Genomic DNA, 16,727 nt, shown 5'->3' on the forward strand with positions numbered 1-16,727 from the left:
TTTCCGTCCGGAATTGCGCAGAAACAAAGAGTTAGAGCGTCGCGCCGAGATGCCAGGGCACGAACTCGTTGTCGCCATAGCCAAAATCCTCGCTCTTGGTCTTGCGGCCCGAGGCCGTCTCGACGATGAGTTCGAAGATCTCGCGGCCCATGCCGGCGATGGTCTTTTCACCCGAGGCGATGACGCCGCAATTGACGTCCATGTCCTCTTCCATCTGGTGATACATGGTGGAATTGGTGGCGACCTTGATCGAAGGGGTCGGCCGGCAGCCGAAGCAGGAACCGCGACCTGTGGTGAAGACGATGACATTGGCGCCACCCGCGACCTGGCCCGTGGCCGAGACCGGGTCGTAGCCGGGAGTGTCCATGAACACCAGTCCGTTGCCGGTGACCTTTTCGGCATAGCCGAACACGCCGTTGAGCGGCGTCTGGCCGCCCTTGGCGACCGCGCCAAGCGACTTTTCCAGGATGGTGGTGAGGCCGCCCCGCTTGTTGCCGGGCGAAGGGTTGTTGTCGATCGAGGCGCCATGCTTGGCGACGTGATCTTCCCACCATTTCACATAGCCATCGAGCTTCTTGGCGATTTCTGGCGTCGCCGCGCGATAGGCGAGCAGATGCTCGGCGCCGTAGATTTCAGTTGTCTCGGAGAGGATGCCGATGCCGCCGACGCCGGCCAGTATGTCCACCGCAGCACCCAGCGCCGGATTGGCCGTGATGCCCGACATGCCATCGGAGCCGCCGCATTGCAGGCCGACGACGATCTCGCTGACCGGGATCGGCTCGCGTTTCAACTGGCCGACTTCCTCGGCGATCTCGGCCAGCACGCCCATCGCCTTTTCCACCGATTTGCGCGACCCGCCGGCGTCCTGGATGTTGAAGTGGCGCTTGCCGGCGGCGACGCCCTTCTGGCCGTAAAGGGTGAGCTGGTTGACCTCGCAGCCGAGGCCGACCATCAGCACGCCGCCGAAATTCGGATGGCGGGCATAACCGGCGAGCGTGCGGTGCAACACCATCATGCCGTCGCCGGTGCCGCTCATGCCGCAGCCCTGGCCGTGGACGATCGGCACGAAGCCGTCGATGCCGGGATATTTCGGCAGCAAGGTCCGGTTGGCTGTGTCGGCGATCGAATGGCAGACGGTGGCCGAACAATTGACGCTGGCGATGATGCCGATGAAATTTCGCGTGCCGGCGCGGCCGTCGGCACGGCGGTAGCCCATGAAAGTGCGAGCGCGATCGGCCTCGGTCGCGTGCTCGGCCTCGCTCGGCGGCACCACCGGCAAACGGCCGGCCTCGAAAACCAGATTGTGCGAATGGACATGCTCGCCGGGCGCGATGTCCTGCGTGGCGCGGCCGATTGCCTGGGCATATTTCACCACGGCTTCACCGGCGGCAATCGGCTTGATCGCGACCTTGTGGCCGGGCTCGATGAGGGCGGTGGCAAGCGCGCCGCCCGGCAGGACGGTGCCGATCTCGATGCGGCCATTGGCAACGGCGACATTGTCGGCGGGGGACAGAAGGATGGTGTTCGACACGTTCACGGGCGGTTTCCTGGGTGATCCTGGGATGCGCGCGGATTGACACGCGCCTGTTAAGAGTTAATGTCTTTTATCGTGAAAAAACAATTTTGCGTCAATTGTTTTTTCGCGGCGGTACCGGGTGCTCCTCGGCAAATGGTAGCGCCGCAAACAATGGATCGGATCCCGGCGAAAGCAATTCCTGCTTTTCAGGGTCATGGGAACGTCATATTGCGCTTCAAGCCGGCCGCCGCAAGCGCCGGCATGAATGGGTCAGGGGATGTCGAAGAGCAACAACGTCTACAAGGACGCCTATAACAGGTGCCTCAGGCTGCTTGACGAGACGCGCAGCCTGCCGTCGGAGCCGGAACTGGGCGCGCTGCTCGGGGTCAGCCGCACCACCGTGCGCAGTATCCTGGCGCGCATGGAGGAAACCGGGCTGATCGCCTGGAACAAGCGCGCCAAGACGGTGCTGCGGGACCCAGGCCCCGGCGATTTCTTCCCCGAGGAAGAGACCGACACGCTGGCCGAGATCATCGAGCGATCGTTCATGCGCAGGCTGCTCGCCGACGGCGCCGAGGCCGGCATGCAGATCAACGAGCTCGAACTGGCGCGCGAGATCGGCGTCGGCACGACCAGCGTGCGCGAGTTCCTGATCCGTTTTTCGCGCTTCGGCCTGATCGAGAAGCGCCGCAACAGCCATTGGGTGCTGAAGGGCTTTACGCGGGCCTTCGCGCTCGAACTGACCGAGATCCGCGAAATGTTCGAATTGCGCTCGGCGGCAGCCTTTGCCGCTCTGCCGCCGGACAGCTCGGTGTGGGCCGATCTGGACAGGCTGGAGGACGAACATCGCCAGCTGGCACGCGAGATCGCCACGCGCTTCAACGAGTTTTCGGAACTGGACGAGCGCTTCCACCGGCTGATCCACCGCGCCTCGCGCAACCGCTTCATCGTCGATTTCTACGACGTCATCGCCATGATCTTCCATTACCACTATCAGTGGAACAAGGCGCAGGAGCGCGAGCGTAATGAAGTCGCGGTCGGCGAGCATCTTGCCTATATCGAGGCGCTCAAGTCGCGCGACCTCGGCAAGGTCGACGCCGCCTGCCGCAAGCACCTGAAGTCGGCGCGCCAGACATTGCTGACCTCGATTCCCGAAAGCCGTTCGCCGCAAAAACCTGAGCCGCGCTGAAGGCCGCATCACGGCTCGAATTTCCGTTTATGCGTGTCGTTGTCCTAAAACCACTGCGCGGGCTCTTGGGCGACATGCATCAGTCGCGCCGCGTTGCCGCAGCCTCGAATTGGCGATTTTCCGGTCGCCGGTTGCGTGATAGGTATCCTTTCGAGGACTGCTCGAAGAGGCAGATGGTTTGAACAGGCAAGTCATTTGAGCAAGAAGGCGAGACGCTGGAGCATGCCGGCCGCGCTTGTTGCGGCCTGTCTGCTGCTGCTCCAGTCGACGCTCGGCGCGTTCGCCTTCGGCACCGGCCCGAATGCCGCGCAGCTCGACGCTTTCGGCAACGTCATCTGTACCCGCGACGGCGCCACCCAACTCCCCGGCGGTGACCAGCACCCGTCCCATCTGCCGGCCTGTTGCTCGCTTGGCTGCGGCATGTTTTCATCGGCCTTCGCGCCGCCATCCAATGCCGGGCTGGCCCTGGGCGGCCTGTCCTTTGAAACGGTCGCCTTCGTTTTTCCGGCGAGCATTCATCTCGACTTGGCGCGCGAACGCTCGCCGTCGAACCCGCGCGCGCCGCCGTTGGCCGTCTGAGCCTTTTTGCCCGGCGGAACCTTTCGCGGGCGCACCCATCCAAAGACCAAACGGCTCGCGACCGGTGACGGCGCGATCATCCCCTCATGGAGCAACCATGTCCCATTTTTCCCCCAAAGCGGCGGGTACTCTGTTCGGCCGCACTCTGTCCCGTTTCCGGGAGCATCTCGGCCGTGTCGCGCTGGCTTTTGCGATCATGTTCGCCGGCGCCCAGTCCGTCCTGGCGCATGAGTTCAAGGTCGGCGATCTCGAGATCGAGCATCCCTGGTCGCGCGCCACGCCGGCAGGCGCCAAGGTTGCCGGCGGCTATTTCACCATCATCAACAAAGGCAGCGCGCCGGACCGCCTCGTGTCGATTTCCTCCGACATTTCGGACAAGGCCGAACTGCATGAGATGGGCGTCAAGGACGGTGTCATGACCATGCGGCCGGTTACCGGCGGCCTGGACGTCCCCGCCGGCGGCAAGGTGGTCCTGGCGCCGGGCGGCTATCACCTGATGTTCATCGGCCTGAAGCGGCAACCCAAGCAAGGCGATAAATTCGCCGCCACGCTGACCTTCGAGAAGGCCGGCACGGTCAATATCGAGTTCGCCGTGGAAGGCATGGGCGGCGGCATGGACGACCACGCCAATTGACCGGGCCAATTCAGAATTTTGAAATCAGAGGGACCATCATGAACAAGTATCTCTTGGCGGCTGGCGCGCTTGTCGCGCTGGGGACGAATGCCGCCTTCGCGCATATCACACTCGAAACCCAGGAGGCGCCCGTCGGCTCGACCTACAAGGCAGTGCTGCGCGTGCCGCATGGCTGCGACGGCAAGGCGACGACCGCCGTGCGCGTGCAGATTCCCGAAGGAGTGATCGCGGTGAAGCCTATGCCGAAGCCGGGCTGGACGCTGCAGACCAAGAAGGGCAAATATGAAAAATCCTACCAGCTCTATGGCCAGGCGGTGAGCGACGGCGTCAAGGAAGTCGACTGGAGCGGCGGCAATCTGCCGGATGAATTCTACGACGAGTTCGTCTTCCGCGCGACGCTGACGGCGGATCTGCCTGTTGGCCAGAAGCTCTATTTCCCCGTGGTGCAGGAATGCGACGGCGCCACCGACCGCTGGATCGAGATTCCGGCAGCCGGGCAGGATGAGGACGCACTGGAGAATCCGGCGCCCGGCATAAAGCTGACGCCGAAGAAATAACTTTCCCTGGTGCGCTCTGCTTGCCGGAGCGCACCGCATCCCATGGCATGGCATGACCGCAATACCGTTTCGGATGGCCGATACCACCAGCAGGCTCGTAGGCTGGATTGCCTGCGGGCTGCTGGCCGTGGCGTTCATTGTCATTGCTTCGACAAGTCAGGCCTTTGCCCATGCGGCGCTGATCAAGACCGACCCGGCAGACGGTGCGGTGCTGGCGCAGGCTCCGGCGCAGTTCTCGCTGACCTTCAGCGAACCGGTTTCGCCCCTGGTGCTGACGCTGGTGAAGCCCGACGGCACGCCGGTTGCGCTGACGTCCTTCCGCCTCAGCGACCAGACGGTCGAGGTCGACAATCCGCAGGCCCTCAAATCCGGCACGCATGTGCTGAGCTGGCGTGTCATTTCCGCCGACGGCCATCCGGTCGGCGGCTCGCTCTTGTTTTCCGTCGGCGCGCCAAGCGAGCCGCCCGTCGTGTCCGAAGCGGTCGACTGGCCGCAGCGATCGGCGATCTGGATCGGCAAGGTCCTCCTCTATGCGGGCCTTTTCCTCGGTGTCGGCGGCGCTTTTGCCCTTGCCTGGCTGGCCGGGGATGGCCGCGCCGGTCAGCGATTTGTCATGGCCGCGATCCTGTGGGGGCTGGTAGCGGCACCCTTGTCGCTCGGCTTTCAGGGGCTCGATGCGCTGGGAGCGCCGCTCAGCCATCTGGCGCAGCCGGTGATCTGGCGAAACGGGCTGGGCACTAGCTTTGGCTGGACCGTGCTGGTCGCCCTGATCGCGCTGGGTCTCGGTCTGCTGTCGCTGGCCGGACCGCGTGTGGCCGCCAAGCCGTTTGCCCTTGCCGGCCTTGCCGGCGTCGGCGTCGCCCTTGCCGCCAGCGGCCACGCCAGCGCGGCCGAGCCGCAATGGCTGACGCGGCCCATGGTGTTTGTGCATGGCGCCGGCATCGCCTTCTGGGCCGGCGCCCTGGTGCCGCTCGGTCTCGCGCTGAAGCACCGGACGACCGACGCTGTCGGTTTCCTGCGTCGCTTCTCCCGGGCGATCCTGCCTGCCGTGGCCATGCTCGCCGTAGCGGGCATCGTATTGGCCGTCATCCAGGTGCAGACGCCCTCGGCGCTGATCGGCACCGCCTATGGCCGGCTGCTGCTGGTCAAGCTCGTGCTGCTGATCTTCCTGTTCACGCTGGCCGCCATCAATCGCTGGAGGCTCACCGCCTCGGCCGAGGCGGGATCAACGGAGGTGCAACGCAGGCTCACCCGCTCGATCGGCGCCGAAATGCTGATCGTGCTGGCAATCTTCGGGGTTGCTGCCGGCTGGCGCTTCACGCCACCACCGCGCGCGCTGGCGATTGCGGCAGCGCAGCCGGTCTCGATTCACATCCACACGCTGCAGGCGATGGCCGATCTCAGCATCACGCCGGGCCATGCCGGTCCGGTCGCCGCCTCGATGGTCATCATGACCGGCGATTTCGGGCCGCTTGACGCCAAGGAAGTGACGCTGGTGCTGTCGAAACCGGATTCCGGCATCGAACCGCTGAAGCGCGCGGCGACCAAACCCGGCGACGGCAGCTGGCGCGTGGACAACCTCGTCATCCCGATTCCCGGCCGCTGGACGGTGCGCCTCGACATACTGGTCTCGGACTTCGAGATCGTGAAGATCGAAGCGCCGGTGGACATCAGGCCATGACGGTCTATATGGCCGCTTGCGACGCGGCCCGGTCTTGCAGGCAGCACAAATAGGCGAGGCGGTTGACGCGGCCCGAAAGGCCCGTCAATCATCTTGGGAAGAATGGGCATCTCGGAAAGAGTGGACATCCCACCCAATCGCGGGCTCCAACCAACAAGATCCGAAAGCAGGGAAGAAACGATGGAACAAGCCGAAATCGGTCTGATCGGCCTTGGCACGATGGGCTCCAACCTGGCGCTGAACATCGCCGAGCACGGGCACCGCATCGCCGTCTTCAACCGCACCCGGGCGCGCACCGACGCTTTCGTCGAGAATGCCGGCGCGCTCAAGGACATGGTTGTCCCCTGCTACAGCCTGGAGGAACTAGCCGCGGCGATCCGGCCGCCGCGTCCGATCATCATCATGGTGCTGGCCGGCAAGCCGGTCGACGAACAGATCGAAGCCTTGCGCGGCGTGCTGTCCAACAACGACATCGTCATCGATGCCGGCAATGCCAATTTCCGCGATACGATGCGGCGCTTCTCCGAGCTGTCCGGCTCGGGTCTGACCTTCATCGGCATGGGCGTGTCCGGCGGCGAGGAGGGCGCGCGCCATGGCCCGTCGATCATGGTCGGCGGCACGGAAGATAGTTGGAAGCGTGTCGAGAAGGTGCTGACCGCCATCTCCGCCAAGTTCAAGGACGAGCCCTGTGCCGCCTGGCTCGGCACCGACGGTGCCGGGCATTTCGTCAAGACCATCCACAACGGCATCGAATATGCCGACATGCAGATGATCGCCGAGATCTACGGCATTCTGCGCGACGGCCTGGGCATGGGGCCGAAGGAGATCGGCACGGTCTTTGAAAACTGGAACAAGGGCCGGCTCAACTCCTACCTGATCGAGATTACCGCCAAGGTGCTGGCGGCCGACGATCCCAAGACCGGCAAGCCCGTGGTCGACATCATCCTCGACCGCGCAGGCCAGAAGGGCACCGGCAAATGGTCCGTCATCGAGGCGCAGCAGCTCGGCATTCCGGCAACCGCGATCGAGGCCGCGGTGGCGGCGCGCGTTCTGTCGTCGATCAAGGATGAGCGGCTGGCGGCGGAAAAAGCCTATGGCGCTATCGGCGTGTCGAAGATTTCCGGAGACAAGGACGCGCTGCTGAAAGACCTCGAACTGGCGCTGTTCGCCGGCAAGATCGCCGCCTACGCGCAGGGTTTTGCCGTGATGAGCGGCGCCTCTAAGGAGTTCAACTGGAACCTGCCGATGCCGACCATCGCCAAGATCTGGCGCGCCGGCTGCATCATCCGTTCGCAGATGCTGGATACGATGGCGGAGGCCTTCAGCAGCGGCGCTTCGACCAACCTTTTGATGGCGCCGGCTTTCATCGGCTTGATGCAGGAAGCGCATCCGTCGCTGCGGCGTATCGTGGCAAGGGCTTCCGAAGCCGGCGCGCCGGTGCCGGCACTGTCTTCCGCGCTTGCCTATTTCGACAGCTATCGCCAGGGCCGCGGCACCTCGAACCTGATCCAGGCGCAGCGCGATTTCTTCGGCGCGCACGGCTTCGAACGCATCGGCGAGCAAGGTGCCTTCCACGGTCCCTGGGGCAGCGGCGCGGCTGGCTGAAGCAGGGCCGGCCCGGACATTGCGGTTTGGCCTGGCCGGATGCTCAGGTCGGGCCAAGTCAGCCGCGATAGGGCAGAACCTCGCTTGGCTTGCTCAGCGTCTGCAATGAGCCGGGTGCGGCGCCGCCGATCCAGCCGAGCACGGCACGGGCAAGCTCGGAGCCGGCCAGCCGGAAGCTCTCGTTGACGACGAGCAGTTCGCGCCGGAACAAATGCAGCAGCTCCGAGGATTGTTTCGACACCACGTCGACGTCGCGGCCGAGCTTGAGACCGGAATCCTCGATGCCGGCCACGATGGCGAGCGTGGCGGCGGCGGCGCTGCTGACAAAACCGTCCGGCCGGTCCTTGCGCCGCATCAACTGCGCGGTCCTCATCCTGATCTGCTCGATCGATTGATCGATGGAAACGGTGTTGAACGGCACCTCGCTGGCGCCGACTTCACTCAGAGCATCGACGAAGCCGTTCACCGTATGGCCGTAATAGGTGAGGCCAACGGGCGGCGTGACAAGGGCAAGGCGGCTGCGGCCCTTGCCGGCGAGATAGCGCACAGCCTCGTTCGCAAAGGCGTAGTTGTCGAAGTCATGATAGGGATGCACCAGCCCCATGTCGGTGCGGCCATGCGTGGCAAAGGGAATGCCGCGCTCCAGCATGTAGCGGGCCCGGGGATCGTTCGGCTGCGTGCGGGAGATGATGACGCCGTCGGCCGAGCCGGTCTCGACCAGATAGCGCACCGGATCCAGCGGATCCTGCGAACGCGAATATGGCGTGACGATCAGATGGTAGGGCGTGTCGGCGATGACCTCGGTCACGCCATAGATGATATCCGAGACGAAGCTCATGAGCTCGTGCTCGGTGTTCAGCACAAGACTGATCACATTGGTCTTGCCGGTCCTGAGCCTGACGCCGGCGCGGTTCGGGCGGTAGCCGATCTGCTTGGCGACGAGCTGGACACGCCGCCTGGTCTCGGCGCCGATCTCCGGCGCGTCCTTCAGCGCACGAGACACAGTGGTGACGCCGAGCCCGGTCATGAAGGCGAGCGTCTTCAACGTCGGCCGTTCCTGCGCCGACGCTTCCTCGTTCTTGTCCGTACGCTGTCTGTCCATTCGTCCCGCCCGTCAGGCGCATAGCAGTCGCCGGGCGGCCCGGCAATCTTCGCGATTGCCGCGAAGCACGATTTCAAGCCCGGCAGTGCGTCAATATACTGAAACGTTACAGATTGCCAATCGCGTTGCGCCGATGACGAATTTGGACGCCCGTGAAATTCCCTTGAGAATCCAAGGTCAAACGCCATTTCGGCATGTTTCCGGCGATTTTCATGAGCCACGGCCTGTTTTGCTCTGCGATTGCTCATATCGCGACGCACAATGAAGCAGCCGATAGAGGTATTTTATTCGCGACTCGAAAAAATATCCGACGGCTTCACGCCTGGGGTTGCGCCATCCGCGCAATTGCCGTATCGAAAATCTGTAACGTTTCAGATTCTGGGAGGAACCGAAATGCGATACAAATTTCTGACCGCCGCGCTGGCGGCAACGGCCGCGCTGCAGTTCGCCGGCCCGGCAGCGGCGACGGACCTGGAAGTCACTCATTGGTGGACTTCCGGTGGCGAGGCGGCGGCGGTCGCCGAACTCGCCAAGGCTTTCGATGCCACCGGCAATCACTGGGTCGACGGCGCGATTGCCGGGTCCGGCGGCACCGCGCGGCCGATCATGATCAGCCGCATCACGGGCGGCGACCCGATGGGCGCCACCCAGTTCAATCACGGACGGCAAGCGGAGGAACTGGTGCAGGCCGGCCTGATGCGCGACCTGACCGATGTCGCCACCAAGGGCAAATGGACCGAGGTCGTGCGGCCGAAGAGCCTGCTCGACAGCTGCACCATCGACGGCAAGATCTACTGCGTGCCGGTCAACATCCATTCCTGGCAGTGGCTGTGGCTGTCGAACGCCGCGTTCGAGAAGGCGGGCGTGCCGGTGCCGAAGGACTGGAATGAGTATGTGGCGGCCGCGCCGGCACTGGAGAAGGCAGGCATTGTCCCGCTGGCGGTGGGCGGGCAGGCCTGGCAGTCGTCCGGCGCCTTCGACGTGCTGCTTGCCGCGGTCGGCGGCACCGACACCTTCCTCAAGGTCTACAAGGACAAGGACGCCAAGTTCGCGGCCGGTCCGGAAGTCGCCAAGGTGTTCAAAGCGGCCGACGATGCGCGCAAGATGGCCAAGAACACCAATGTGCAGGACTGGAACCAGGCCACCAACATGGTCATCACCGGCAAGGCCGGCGGCCAGATCATGGGCGATTGGGCGCAAGGCGAGTTCCAGGTCGCCGGCAAGACCGCCGGCAAGGACTATACCTGCCTTCCCGGCCTTGGCCTGAACGAGGTCATCGCCACGGGTGGCGATGCCTTCTACTTCCCGTTGCTCAAGGATGGCGACAAGGCCAAGGCGCAGGAAGTGCTGGCCGAGACCTTGCTCGATCCCAAGACCCAGGTCGCCTTCAACCTCAAGAAAGGCTCGCTGCCGGTGCGTGGCGACGTCGACCTCAACGCGGCCAACGATTGCATGAAGAAAGGCCTCGCCATCCTGGCCAAGGGCGCGGTCATCCCCTGGACCGACCAGCTGCTTTCGCAGGACAGCCAGAAGCAGAAGGAGGACCTGTTCTCCGAGTTCTTCGCCAAGCCGGAGATGACCGTGGAAGAGGCGCAGAAGCGCTTCGCCGCCATCATCGCCTCGGCTGACTGACCGCCCGGGTCCTCCCGACTCCCGGTCTTGCAAGCGCAGGACCGGGAGTGACCACCTTTCCCTTTTCAACGCGGCTGGCGAGATGAGCAAGAGCGAACGCCCGAACCAGCTTTTTCGCAATCTCAATGCGAAGATCGCTTCGATCCCGATGATCCTCACCGCGCTGGTGGTGTTCGTCGGCGGCACGGCGTGGACGGTGCTCTATTCCTTCACCAATTCGAAGCTGCTGCCGCGGCTGAATTTCGTCGGCCTCGACCAGTATTACCGATTGTGGGCGACGCCACGCTGGCTGATTTCGATCGAGAACCTTCTGATCTACGGCGTGATCTCGCTGGTGTTCTCGCTGGTGATCGGCTTCATCCTGGCGGCGCTGCTCGACCAGAAGATCCGCTTCGAGGACACGTTTCGCACCATCTTCCTCTATCCCTTCGCGCTGTCCTTCATCGTGACCGGCCTTGTCTGGCAATGGCTGCTCAATCCGGATTTCGGAATCCAGGGCGTGATACGAAGGCTTGGCTGGACGAGCTTCAATTTCGATCCGCTCTACGATTCCAGCATCGTCATCTACGGCATATCGATCGCGGCGCTCTGGCAAGGCACCGGGCTCATCATGTGCCTGATGCTGGCCGGCCTACGCGGCATAGACGAGGATATCTGGAAGGCCGCCCGGGTGGACGGGATACCGATGTGGAAGACCTATCTGTTCATCATCATCCCGATGATGCGGCCGGTCTTCATCACCACGCTGGTCATCATCGCGTCGGGCATCGTCAAGGTCTATGACCTCGTCGTCGCCCAGACCAGTGGCGGGCCGGGCATCGCCTCCGAAGTGCCGGCAAAATATGTCTACGACTACATGTTCTTCGCCCAGAATCTCGGCCAGGGCTTTGCCGCCTCGACCATGATGCTGCTCTCGGTGATGATCGTCATCGTCCCGTGGGCCTATCTCGAATTCGGAGGCAGGAAGCGTGTCTGACCATGCCGTCTCCCTGTCCGCGCCGTCCGGCGCCATTCGCGCCGATGCCTCGGGGCCGAGCGGGTCGAAGCCGCGCCACATGTTCTCTCGCCGCAACATCTTTCTCTATGGCACGCTCATCGTCGTGGCGCTCTACTACCTCTTGCCGCTCTATGTGATGATCGTCACCTCGCTCAAGGGCATGCCGGAAATCCGCCTCGGCAACATCTTTTCGCCGCCGCTCGAGATCACTTTCGAGCCGTGGGTCAAGGCGTGGTCGACGGCTTGCACCGGCCTCAATTGCGACGGGCTTTCGCGCGGCTTCTGGAACTCCGTCCGCATCACCGTCCCCTCGGTGATCCTGTCGATCGCGATTGCGTCCGTAAACGGCTATGCCCTGGCAAACTGGCGCTTCAAGGGCGCCGACACTTTCTTCATCATCCTGATCGTCGGCGCCTTCATCCCCTACCAGGTGATGATCTATCCGATCGTCATCATCCTGCGCGAGATCGGGCTCTATGGCAGCCTGAGCGGACTGGTGGTCGTCCACTCGATTTTCGGCATGCCGATACTGACACTTCTGTTCCGCAACTATTTCACCTCCATGCCGGAGGAGCTGTTCCGGGCGGCGCGTGTCGACGGCGCCGGCTTCTGGGGCATCTATCTGCGGATCATGCTGCCGATGTCGCTGCCGATCTTCGTCGTCGCCGTCATCCTGCAGGTGACAGGCATCTGGAACGACTTCCTGTTCGGTGTCGTCTACACGCGCCCCGACACCTATCCGATGACGGTGCAGCTCAACAACATCGTCAATTCGGTGCAGGGCGTGAAGGAATACAACGTCAACATGGCGGCCACCATCCTGACCGGGCTGGTCCCGCTCGTCATCTACTTCATTTCCGGCAGGCTTTTCGTGCGTGGCATCGCTGCTGGCGCGGTGAAAGGATAAGGATGGCCGAAATCGCAAACCCCAGCGTGTCGATCCAGGACCTGTCGCTGAACTATGGCGCGGTGTCGGTTCTGCAGACCCTCAATCTCGATATCGCCGAGGGCGAGTTCATCGTGCTCTTGGGCCCCTCCGGCTGCGGCAAGTCGACCTTGCTCAACTGCATTGCCGGGCTGCTCGACATTTCGAAGGGCCGCGTCTTCATCAAGGGCAAGAACGTCACCTGGGAAGAGCCCAAGGATCGCGGCATCGGCATGGTGTTCCAGTCCTACGCGCTCTATCCGCAAATGACGGTGGAGAAGAACCTGTCCTTCGGCCTGCGTGTCGCAGGCGTGCCCAAGGACGAGATCGCCAGGCGTATCGCGCGTGCCGCGGAGATCCTGCAGATCGAGCCGCTGCTGCAACGCAAGCCCTCCGCGCTTTCCGGGGGCCAGCGCCAGCGCGTTGCGATCGGGCGGGCACTGGTGCGCGATGTCGACGTCTTCCTGTTCGACGAGCCGCTGTCCAATCTCGATGCCAAGCTGCGCTCGGAACTGCGCGTCGAGATCAAGCTCTTGCACCGCAAATTGCAGAACACCATGATCTACGTCACCCACGACCAGATCGAGGCGATGACGCTCGCCGATCGCATCGCGGTGATGAAGGGTGGCGTCATCCAGCAACTGGACGCGCCGCAAACCATCTACAACCGGCCGGTCAACCGGTTTGTCGCCGGGTTCCTGGGGTCGCCGGCGATGAATTTCATCGAGGGCCAACTGGAAGCGGGCGACAGCCCTGTATTCGCCGCCGATGGCGTTTCGATACCGCTCGACCGATATGAGTTCGACAAGGATGGCGGCAGCGCCGGCAAGTCCTGCGTGTTCGGCATCAGGCCCGAGCACATAGCCTTTGGAGATGCGGCCAGGGCAATGCCTTTCACGGCCGAGTCGGCGGTTGAGATCGTCGAGCCGATGGGCTCCGATACACTGGTGTGGACAAAGCTCGGCGGCCGTAATTTTTCCTTCCGCGTCGAGGCGGAAAAGACGCTGCGCACCGGCGATCCGGTCCGGATCGGCTTCGACCCGGCCCGCGCCTCGCTGTTCGACACCCCATCCGGCGGCCGCATGTAGCTTCCAAAGCCATCCTTCCAAAGACACTCCACAAGCAAACGGACAGAGACGATGAACTGGTCATTTCAACTTTACAGCGCCCGCAATTTCCAACCCTGGGAGGGCGTGCTCGCCACACTCGGCAAGCTCGGCTACACGCAAGTCGAAGGCTTCGGCGGCGTCTATGAAAATCCCAAGGCCTTCCGCGCCGAACTCGACAGGAATGGCCTTTCCATGCCGACCGGGCATTTCTCCATCGATGCGCTGGAGAAGGATTTCGACGGCGTGCGCAGGATCGCCGAGGCGCTCGGCATCAAGCTTTTGATCTGCCCCTATCTGGTTGCGGAGGGCAGGCCGTCGGACGCTGCCGGCTGGCGCGGCTTCGGCGAGCGCCTGGCCAGGGTTGGCGAAGCGGCCTCAAAGGCCGGTTATGGCTTTGCCTGGCACAACCATGATTTCGAGTTCAAGGCACTTGCCGACGGCTCGGTGCCGCAGGATCACATCCTGTCTTCCGCCCCCGGTGTCGGCTGGGAGATGGACCTCGCCTGGGTGGTGCGCGGCGGCGCCGATCCAGTGCCGTGGATCGAAAAGCATGGCAAGCGCATCGTCGCCGTGCATGTGAAGGACATCGCCAGGCCGGGCGAAGGCCTGGATGAGGACGGCTGGTCGGATGTCGGCCATGGCACCATCGACTGGGCCGGCCTGATCAAGCTGCTGCGGGCCAGCAGCGCGGCAAAATACTTTGTCATGGAACAGGACAATCCAAACGACATCGAGCGTTTCGCCCGACGTTCGATCGCAACCGTCAAGAATTACTAGGACCGATCACCATGGCAAAGAAACTGGGTATTGGCGTTATCGGCTGCGGCAACATCTCGAAGGCGTATTTCACGCTGGCGCCGCTGTTCCGCGGCATCGAGATGCGTGCATGCGCCGACATCAACATGGACGCGGCCAGGGCGCGAGCGAAGGAGTTCAAGCTGCGCGCCGAGACTGTCGAGGATCTGCTCAAGGCCGAAGACATCGACATCATCGTCAACCTGACGATCCCGGCGGTGCACTACGAGGTGTCGAAACAGGTGCTCGACGCCGGCAAGCACGTCTATTCGGAAAAGCCGTTCGTGCTCTCGCTCAAGGAGGGCCAGGACCTCAAGGCGCGCGCCGAGAAGAAGGGGCTGCGCATCGGCTCGGCGCCCGACACTTTCCTCGGTGGCGCGCACCAGCTGGTGCGTGAGCTGATCGATGAGGGGAAGCTCGGCAAGATCACCAGCGGCACCTGCCATGTGATGGGCCACGGCATGGAACACTGGCACCCCAATCCGGATTTCTTCTTCCAGCCGGGCGCCGGACCGGTGCTCGATATCGGGCCGTACTACATCACCAATCTGATCCAGCTGATCGGGCCGGTGAAGCAGGTGGCGGCCTTCGCGACGACGCCTGCCAAGGAGCGGACGATTTCATCGAAACCGCGCGCGGGCGAAAAAATCCCGGTCAACACGCCGACCACCATTCATGCCGTTCTGGAATTCGAGAACGGCGCCGTGGTGACGCTCAACACCAGCTGGGATGTCTGGGCCCATGGCCACGCGCCGATGGAGCTCTATGGCGAGGCGGGCACGGTGTTCGTGCCGGATCCGAACTTCTTCGGCGGCGACGTACGCTTCACCGAAGAGGGCAAGCCGGTCAAGAAGCTGCCGAAATGGAAGCACCCGCTTGGCGTCCCGAATGAAATGCACGGCCAGGGCATGATGGCCAATTACCGCACGTCAGGCCTCGCCGACATGGCGCTGGCGATCGTCGAGGGGCGGCCGCACCGCTGTTCAATGGAACTGGCGCTGCACGCCGTCGATGTCATGACCGGCATCCTGCGTTCCGGCGAGACGGGAAAATTCGTCGTCATGCAGACGACCTGCGAGCGGCCGGCCGCGCTTGGCGTCAAGGCAGCCAAGGAACTGCTGGCGAAGAAGTAGGCTGCGGAGATTATCGATAATTTTGATCTGTCCCTCTCCCCGTTTTCTTGGGGAGAGGATAAAGGGGTAGGGCGCCGAGCCAGCTTACCGCGGTGTGATGAGGCTGGCCCGGTCTGTTCAGATTCGAGGATCTTTCCCCATGCCCTATGTCGCCGCCGAAAATCGCTATGAAAAAATGATCTACAACCGTTGCGGACGCTCCGGCCTCAAGCTGCCGGCGATCTCGCTCGGTCTGTGGCACAATTTCGGCAATGACACGCCGCACCGGACCAAGCAGGCGATCGTGCGCAAGGCCTTCGATCTCGGCATCACCCATTTCGACCTCGCCAACAATTACGGACCACCGCCCGGTTCGGCCGAGACCGCCTTCGGCGAAATCCTGCGCACCGATTTCGCCGGCTACCGCGACGAGCTGATCATCTCGACCAAGGCAGGCTATGAAATGTGGGCGGGGCCTTACGGCGAATGGGGCGGGCGCAAATACTTGCTGGCCAGTCTCGACCAGAGCCTGAAGCGGATGGGGCTCGACTATGTCGACATCTTCTATTCGCACCGCTTCGATCCCGACACGCCGCTTGAAGAAACCATGGGGGCGCTCGACCATGCGGTGCGCTCAGGCAAGGCGCTCTATGCCGGCATCTCGTCCTACAACTCGCAGCGCACCCGCGAGGCGGCGGACATATTGAGGCAGCTCGGCACGCCCTGCGTCATTCACCAGCCGAGCTATTCGATGCTGAACCGCTGGGTCGAGGAAGACGGGTTGCTCGACACGCTTGAGGGGCTCGGCGTCGGCTCGATCGTGTTCTCGCCATTGGCCCAGGGCATGCTGACCGACAAATATCTCGGTGGTATCCCCGAGGGCAGCCGCGCCACGCAGGGCAAATCGCTGAAGACCGCTTTCATCAATGACAAGACCGTCACCAACATCAAGGCGCTCAACGTCATTGCCGGCAGGCGCGGCCAGACGCTGGCGCAGATGGCGCTGGCCTGGGTGTTGCGCAAGGGCAAGGTAACGTCGGCACTGATCGGCGCCAGCCGGCCGGAACAGGTCGAGGACTGCGTCGGCGCGCTGAAGGTGCTCGACTTCAGCGATGCCGAACTGGCCGAGATCGATAGCTACGCGCGCGAATCCGACATCAATCTGTGGGCGGCCTCCGCCGAGCGCAAAGGCCCTGCGAGAAAGTAGCCTCGCCAGGAGATAGGCTGGCCTGGCAAGCCGGCAAACAAAACGGCGGGACATGTCCCGCCGTTTTCACGTTGACGCACATGGCCG

The 16,727-nt window shown here is 63.3% G+C and carries 15 protein-coding genes; 13 read left to right on the plus strand and 2 right to left on the minus strand.

Annotated features, from left to right (window positions below; all coding sequences use genetic code 11):
* Positions 1 to 31: 31 nt before the first annotated feature.
* Positions 32 to 1,537 carry a UxaA family hydrolase gene (locus AC07SZ_RS15430; protein WP_056577888.1) on the minus strand — a complete coding sequence of 502 codons (1,506 nt, stop codon included), beginning with the start codon at positions 1,535 to 1,537 and terminating at the stop codon, positions 32 to 34.
* A gap of 256 nt (positions 1,538 to 1,793) precedes the next feature.
* Here AC07SZ_RS15430 and AC07SZ_RS15435 point away from each other — a divergent pair, with 256 nt between their 5' ends.
* The 6 genes from AC07SZ_RS15435 to gnd all read left to right on the plus strand — a co-directional run bounded on the left by AC07SZ_RS15435 (position 1,794) and on the right by gnd (position 7,761).
* On the plus strand, positions 1,794 to 2,705 hold the full coding sequence (locus tag AC07SZ_RS15435) for a GntR family transcriptional regulator (RefSeq protein ID WP_056577886.1): 912 nt from the start codon (positions 1,794 to 1,796) through the stop codon (positions 2,703 to 2,705).
* 222 nt (positions 2,706 to 2,927) lie between these two features.
* The gene (locus AC07SZ_RS15440) at positions 2,928 to 3,284 is read left to right on the plus strand and encodes a DUF2946 family protein (RefSeq protein WP_056577885.1); all 357 of its coding nucleotides are present in this window, start codon (positions 2,928 to 2,930) and stop codon (positions 3,282 to 3,284) included.
* 97 nt (positions 3,285 to 3,381) lie between these two features.
* On the plus strand, positions 3,382 to 3,918 hold the full coding sequence (locus AC07SZ_RS15445; RefSeq protein WP_494914915.1) for a copper chaperone PCu(A)C: 537 nt from the start codon (positions 3,382 to 3,384) through the stop codon (positions 3,916 to 3,918).
* 38 nt (positions 3,919 to 3,956) lie between these two features.
* Complete coding sequence (locus tag AC07SZ_RS15450; RefSeq protein WP_056577881.1) at positions 3,957 to 4,475, plus strand: YcnI family copper-binding membrane protein; 519 nt, start codon at positions 3,957 to 3,959, stop codon at positions 4,473 to 4,475.
* Between the two features lie 52 nt (positions 4,476 to 4,527).
* Positions 4,528 to 6,156, plus strand: a complete 1,629-nt coding sequence (locus tag AC07SZ_RS15455; RefSeq protein WP_494914917.1) for a copper resistance CopC/CopD family protein — start codon at positions 4,528 to 4,530, stop codon at positions 6,154 to 6,156.
* A 180-nt stretch (positions 6,157 to 6,336) separates the two neighbouring features.
* Entirely contained in the window at positions 6,337 to 7,761 is a 1,425-nt protein-coding gene (gene gnd / locus AC07SZ_RS15460) for an NADP-dependent phosphogluconate dehydrogenase (RefSeq protein ID WP_494914918.1), read from the plus strand.
* A gap of 58 nt (positions 7,762 to 7,819) precedes the next feature.
* Here the strand turns inward: gnd and AC07SZ_RS15465 are convergent, their stop codons facing one another.
* Positions 7,820 to 8,863 (minus strand): LacI family transcriptional regulator, encoded by a 1,044-nt coding sequence (locus tag AC07SZ_RS15465; protein ID WP_172372129.1) that lies wholly within the window; start codon positions 8,861 to 8,863, stop codon positions 7,820 to 7,822.
* A gap of 393 nt (positions 8,864 to 9,256) precedes the next feature.
* Here AC07SZ_RS15465 and AC07SZ_RS15470 point away from each other — a divergent pair, with 393 nt between their 5' ends.
* From AC07SZ_RS15470 to mgrA, 7 genes are all read left to right on the plus strand, one after another.
* Entirely contained in the window at positions 9,257 to 10,495 is a 1,239-nt protein-coding gene (locus AC07SZ_RS15470; protein ID WP_056577872.1) for an ABC transporter substrate-binding protein, read from the plus strand.
* Between the two features lie 82 nt (positions 10,496 to 10,577).
* A complete protein-coding gene (locus tag AC07SZ_RS15475; protein WP_056577870.1) occupies positions 10,578 to 11,471 on the plus strand; it encodes a carbohydrate ABC transporter permease in 894 nt (297 codons plus the stop codon).
* Entirely contained in the window at positions 11,464 to 12,399 is a 936-nt protein-coding gene (locus AC07SZ_RS15480) for a carbohydrate ABC transporter permease (protein WP_056577868.1), read from the plus strand. Before AC07SZ_RS15475 ends, AC07SZ_RS15480 begins: the two co-directional genes overlap by 8 nt.
* 2 nt (positions 12,400 to 12,401) lie before the next feature.
* Entirely contained in the window at positions 12,402 to 13,505 is a 1,104-nt protein-coding gene (locus AC07SZ_RS15485) for an ABC transporter ATP-binding protein (protein ID WP_494914920.1), read from the plus strand.
* 51 nt (positions 13,506 to 13,556) lie between these two features.
* Positions 13,557 to 14,303 carry a sugar phosphate isomerase/epimerase family protein gene (locus AC07SZ_RS15490; protein ID WP_056577864.1) on the plus strand — a complete coding sequence of 249 codons (747 nt, stop codon included), beginning with the start codon at positions 13,557 to 13,559 and terminating at the stop codon, positions 14,301 to 14,303.
* An 11-nt stretch (positions 14,304 to 14,314) separates the two neighbouring features.
* A complete protein-coding gene (locus tag AC07SZ_RS15495) occupies positions 14,315 to 15,454 on the plus strand; it encodes a Gfo/Idh/MocA family protein (RefSeq protein ID WP_494914923.1) in 1,140 nt (379 codons plus the stop codon).
* Positions 15,455 to 15,593: 139 nt separating this feature from the next.
* Positions 15,594 to 16,640 (plus strand): L-glyceraldehyde 3-phosphate reductase, encoded by a 1,047-nt coding sequence (gene mgrA / locus AC07SZ_RS15500; RefSeq protein WP_056577860.1) that lies wholly within the window; start codon positions 15,594 to 15,596, stop codon positions 16,638 to 16,640.
* Positions 16,641 to 16,727 lie beyond the last annotated feature (87 nt).

This window comes from Mesorhizobium sp. GW821-FHT07A06 (assembly GCF_059419085.1).